Below are 2,090 nucleotides of genomic sequence, written 5' to 3' on the forward strand. Positions count from 1 at the left end.
CTTTAAAATACAAAACGCCCGATGAAGTACATCGAGCGTTTTAGTTAAAAAGTGTCAACCCATATCAGGACGGGTCACGGCCATCTCTGAAATCAGCTTAAACCACCAAGACAAATATACTTTGTCTCCAGATATTCATCGAGTCCTTGCTTAGCACCTTCCCGTCCAACACCCGACTCTTTAACTCCACCAAATGGAGCCACTTCAGTAGAGATGATCCCTTCATTAACTCCAACCATGCCGTACTCTAAACCTTCACTAAAAGTCACAATACGCTTCAAGCTATTCGTATAGAAATAGCAAGCCAAACCATATTCTGTATCGTTCGCCATTTCGAGAACTTGATCATCATTTTCAAAGGTAACAATAGGCAACACAGGCCCGAATAGCTCTTGCTGAACAATCGACATATTCTGCGTCACACTATCCAAAAGAACGGGCTCCATAAAGCGACCAGGCCGTCTCTGTGGAGAGTTAGCAATAGAGGCTCCTTCTTGTACAGCTTGATCGATCACCGCCTCTAGTCGATGCTTAGAGGCCATCGTAATAACAGGACCTAATGTGACACCTTTCTCTAAACCATTTCCAAGCTTTAATTTGCTTAACTTCGACAATACTTTATCAATAAAAGCTTGTTTTACATTTTTATGAACATATAGCCGATTGGTACAAACACATGTTTGCCCTGCATTACGGAACTTCGACGCGACAAGCCCTTCCGCAGCCTCATCTAAGTCTGCATCTTCAAACACGATGAAAGGCGCATTACCACCCAACTCCATCGACACCGCCTTGACTGAATCACTGGCTTGCTTCATCAAAATTTTCCCAACGCGCGTAGACCCCGTAAAAGAGATCTTCTGAATCCTAGGATCAGTACTTAGTACTTGACCAAACTCAGCAGCCTGTTCTGATACCACGACAGAAAGCAGTTCTTTAGGGATACCAGCCTGATAAGCTAATTCAACAACAGCAATTGCAGTGAGAGGGGTAAGCTCTGATGGCTTGATCAACATGCCACAACCTGCCGCTAGGGCTGGTGCTGCTTTTCTTGTAATCATCGCAATAGGGAAGTTCCAAGGTGTAATTGCAGCGCATACTCCCACAGGCTGGCGAATTGCAGATAGACGTCTATCTGTCGTGGGGGCAGGAATAACTTCGCCATAAGCACGTTTTGCTTCTTCTGAGAACCACTCGACAAAAGAGGCACCATACATCACTTCCCCTTTGCTCTCAGCTAAAGGCTTACCCTGCTCTAAGGTAATAATCGTGGCTATGTCTTCTGCATTATCAAGAAGTAGTTGATACCACCCCCTCAAACGACGAGAGCGCTCTTTGGCACTTAACTTAGCCCAACGGACTTGCTCCGTTTTGCACTGACCAATGAGATCATCTAACTCATCAAGAGCACTAGGCTTTAACCGAATTAACTCTTGCTCAGTTGCAGGGTTGATGACCACAATTCCCTCTTCGTAAGACCATTGCTTAAATACAGATTTCAGCGTTTCATTTTTTATTTGTTGCATCATCAAACATACTCCTCAAGAACTCCTCTTAGGTTAATCGCTACTAGCAAGTTCAGCAAAGAAAACAAAGTTTTCTAAAAGGCATTAATTTTCGGAAGACTTAACTCTCTTCCTCACTATATTTCGGGAAATTGCGTAATCCACGCAACGACGGTCCCTCTCTAAACATGGAAGCAATGAATGTTTGAGAAATAAGATGTAGAAAATTATTGTTTAAGAGAGACGCTAACAAAACGCGCAGTGAGGAAGACTATTCATTCTACTACGGTTGAGGGCGAGTGTTATAAAGACTCATTGTTCAAATGACCAATCTTTCAACGAGGACATGATACAAACTCGGAGTAATTGGAAGTGCAGGCAGCAGGCTCATCTTCCTGAGAAACTCATGTGCCAAAAGGGTAAAGAAAGTCGTATTGTCTCGCCTTCAATGTGTAAATGCATTTCTAGGGGACACGACCAAACGAAAAAGCCCCAGTCTTTCGACTGGGGCTTAATATAAGTGGCGGAGTGGACGGGACTCGAACCCGCGACCCCCGGCGTGACAGGCCGGTATTCTAACCAACT

The 2,090-nt window shown here is 44.2% G+C and carries 1 protein-coding gene; it reads right to left on the reverse strand.

Going from position 1 to position 2,090, the window contains the following annotated elements; genetic code table 11:
- Window positions 1-92: 92 nt before the first annotated feature.
- Entirely contained in the window at window positions 93-1,529 is a 1,437-nt protein-coding gene (locus tag R7E78_RS23950; RefSeq protein ID WP_262640776.1) for an NAD-dependent succinate-semialdehyde dehydrogenase, read from the reverse strand.
- Window positions 1,530-2,090 lie beyond the last annotated feature (561 nt).

The sequence above is a fragment of the Vibrio sp. YT-19(2023) genome (assembly GCF_033337395.1).

Excerpts from the sequence above, each read along its gene's own strand:
- R7E78_RS23950 (WP_262640776.1), bottom strand. The coding sequence starts at position 1,529 with ATGATGCAACAAATAAAAAATGAAACGCTGAAATCTGTATTTAAGCAA.